The sequence below is a fragment of the Streptomyces laculatispora genome (genome assembly GCF_017353455.1).
In the GTDB taxonomy this organism is placed as follows: Bacteria; Actinomycetota; Actinomycetes; order Streptomycetales; family Streptomycetaceae; genus Streptomyces; species Streptomyces laculatispora.
The window spans coordinates 1-3,468 of sequence record NZ_JAFMPZ010000325.1 but is presented as its reverse complement, the minus strand read 5'-3'; the positions used below and the strand labels follow the sequence as shown (position 1 = coordinate 3,468).

At 73.7% G+C, this 3,468-nt stretch carries 1 protein-coding gene; it reads left to right on the top strand.

Annotated elements, in window-relative coordinates; translation table 11 throughout:
- Window positions 1–3,468, top strand: a 3,468-nt coding sequence (locus J1C73_RS17690; RefSeq protein ID WP_207317244.1) for a type I polyketide synthase, incomplete at both ends; no start/stop codon positions are given.

Genomic DNA, 3,468 nt, shown 5'->3' with positions numbered 1-3,468 from the left:
GGCGGCGCTCGCCGCCCGCGGCGACGAACTGCCCGCACTGCTGCGCGGCCGGGTCCGTACCCCCGCGCGCCGCACCGTCCGGGCGACCGCCACCGGCTCCGCGCTGGAACGCCGCCTGGCCGGTGCGACCCCCGACGAGCGGGCCCGCATCCTGCTCGACACGGTCCGCACCCAGGTCGCCGCCGTCCTCGGCCAGCCGTCGCCCGAGGCGGTCGGACCCGACACGGCCTTCCGCGACCAGGGGTTCGACTCCCTCGCCGCCGTGGAACTGCGCAACCTGCTGGTCGGCTCCACGGGGCTGCGACTGCCCGCGACGCTGGTCTTCGACTACCCCAACTCCCGTGCCGTGGCCGGTCATCTCGACACCCTGCTCACCGGCACGACCACCACCGCTCCCACCGCCGCCCCGCTCGCGGCCGTCGACGACGACCCGATCGCGGTGGTGGCCATCAGCTGCCGCTTCCCCGGCGGCGTCCGCTCACCCGAGGACCTGTGGGACCTCGTCGAGGCCGGCACCGACGCCATCGGCGACTTCCCCGCAGACCGTGGCTGGGACGCCGACGCCCTCTACGACCCCGAACCGGGACTCCCCGGCCGCACCTACGTGCGTGAAGGCGGATTCCTCTACGACGCGGCCGAGTTCGACCCGGAGTTCTTCGGCATCATGCCGCGCGAGGCCCTCGCGATGGACCCGCAGCAACGGCTGCTGCTCCAGTCCGCGTGGGAGGCCTTCGAGCGCGCCGGAATCGACCCGGAGACACTGCGCGGCAGCCAGACCGGTGTGTACGCCGGTGTGATGTACCACGAGTACGGCAGCCGGGTCACCGACGTCCCCGACGACCTGGCCGGCTACCTCGGCAACGGCAGCGCGGGCAGCATCGCCTCCGGCCGCGTCGCCTACGCGCTGGGCCTCGAAGGGCCCGCCGTCACCGTCGACACCGCCTGCTCCTCCTCCCTGGTCAGCCTCCACATGGCCTGCCAGGCGCTGCGCACCGGTGAGATCGACCTCGCCCTGGCGGGCGGTGTCACCGTCATGCCGACCCCGGAGATCTTCGTCGACTTCAGCCGGCAGCGCGGTCTCGCCGCCGACGGACGCTCCAAGGCGTTCGCGGGCGCCGCCGACGGCACGAGCTGGGCCGAGGGCGTCGGACTCCTGCTGGTGGAGCGCCTCTCCGACGCCCGCCGCAACGGGCACCCCGTCCTCGCGGTGGTCCGGGGCAGCGCCATCAACCAGGACGGCGCCTCCAACGGCCTGACCGCCCCCAACGGCCCCTCCCAGCAGCGCGTCATCCGCAAGGCCCTGTCAGCCGCCGGACTCACCCCGGCCGAGGTGGACGCGGTGGAGGGACACGGCACCGGCACCCGTCTCGGCGACCCGATCGAGGCACAGGCCCTGCTCGCCACGTACGGCCAGGACCGCCCCGCCGACCGCCCGCTGTGGCTCGGCTCGGTCAAGTCGAACATCGGGCACGCCCAGGCCGCCGCCGGCGTCAGCGGAGTCATCAAGATGGTGATGGCCCTGCGCAACGGGCTGCTGCCCCGGACCCTGCACGTCGACGAGCCGTCACCTCAGGTGGACTGGGAGGCCGGCGGCGTACGACTGCTGACCGAGCCGGTCACCTGGGCAGCACAGGACCGGCCCCGGCGGGCGGGGGTCTCCTCGTTCGGGCTCAGCGGCACCAACGCCCACGTCATCATCGAGGAAGCACCCCAGATCGAGGAAGCGCCCCTGGACGACGCCGAGCCCGCCGCGCCCGCCGAACCGCTGACCGTCGTACCGCTTGCGCTGTCCGCGCGCAGTGCCACGGCCCTCACCGCGCAGGCGGGGCGCCTCCTGGCCCATATGGAGGCACACCCGGATGAGTCGCTGGTGGACGTCGGCCGCTCGTTGGCCACGACGCGGGCCGTGCTGGATCTCCGTGCGGTGGTGATGTCCGCGGACCGTGACGCGGCGGTGCGCGCGCTGTCCGATCTGGCGGCGGGCCGGGAGAGCGCGGATGTGGTCACGCGGGCCGGCTCCTCCGTCGAGGGGCTGACGGCCTTCCTCTTCACGGGGCAGGGCGCGCAACGGCTGGGGATGGGCCGGGAGCTGTACGGCACGTTCCCCGTGTTCGCGGAGGCGTTCGACGCTGTGCTGGTCGAGCTGGACGCGCGGCTGGGGCGATCGCTGCGTGAGGTGGTGTGGGGTGAGGACGCCGCTCTGCTGAACGGGACGATGTTCGCGCAGGCCGGGTTGTTCGCCGTCGAGACGGCTCTGTTCCGGCTGGTGGAGTCGTGGGGCGTCCGGGCCGATGTGGTGGCGGGGCATTCGATCGGTGAGATCACCGCGGCGCACGTCGCAGGCGTGCTGTCGCTGACGGACGCGGCCGAACTGGTCGCGGCACGCGGCCGGTTGATGCAGGCGTTGCCGACCGGTGGGGTGATGGTGGCGGTGGCCGCGCCGGAGGCGGACGTGCTTCCGCTGCTGACGGACGAGGTGGGACTGGCGGCCGTGAACGGTCCGTCGTCCGTGGTGATATCGGGGGCGCGGGAGGCGACGCTCGCGGTGGCGGAGCACTTCACCGCGCTGGGACGGCGCACCAAGCGGCTGAGCGTGTCGCACGCCTTCCACTCGCCGCTCATGGAGCCCATGCTCGACGCGTTCCGGAAGGTCGCCGAGAAACTCACCTACACCGCTCCCACGCTGCGCGTCGTGTCCCATGTGACCGGGACCGAAGCGACCGCCGAACAGCTGACCTCGCCCGAGTACTGGGTCCGCCATGTGCGCGAGGCCGTCCGGTTCGCCGACGGCATCGCCCACCTCTGCGGCCAGGGCGTCACCCGCTTCGTGGAACTCGGGCCCGACGCGGTGCTCACCGCACTCACCGAGGCCACCGCACACCACACCCCCGGCACCCTCACCGTGCCCGCACTGCGCAAGGGCCGCCCCGAGGCCGCCACCCTGCTCGCCGCCGTTGCCCGGCTGCACGTCGCCGGCCCCGTCGTCCGCTGGGCCGACGTCCTCGACGGCCGCGGCGGCCGCACGGTCGAACTGCCCACGTACGCCTTCGACCGGACCACGTACTGGCTGGACGCCCCCGCCCCCCTCGGCGGCGATGTGACCGGCCTCGGCCAGAGGGCCGCCGCGCACCCGCTGCTCAGCGCCGTGGTCGCCTCCCCGGAGGCCGGCGGCGTGGTGCTCACCGGCCGCCTCTCCGTGCGCACCCACCCCTGGCTCGCCGACCACGACGTCCTGGGGACCGTGCTGCTGCCCGGCACCGGCTACATCGAACTGGCCATCCGTGCCGGTGAGGAAGTCGGCTGCGAGGTGGTGGAGGAACTCACCATCGAGGCGCTGATGCCGCTCCCGCCCCACGGCGGACTCGCCGTCCAGGTCGTCGTCGACGCACCCGACGCGGACGGACGCTGCTCACTCGCCGTCTACTCCCGCGCCGACGACGCCCCGGCAGGCGCGCCGTGGAGCAAGCA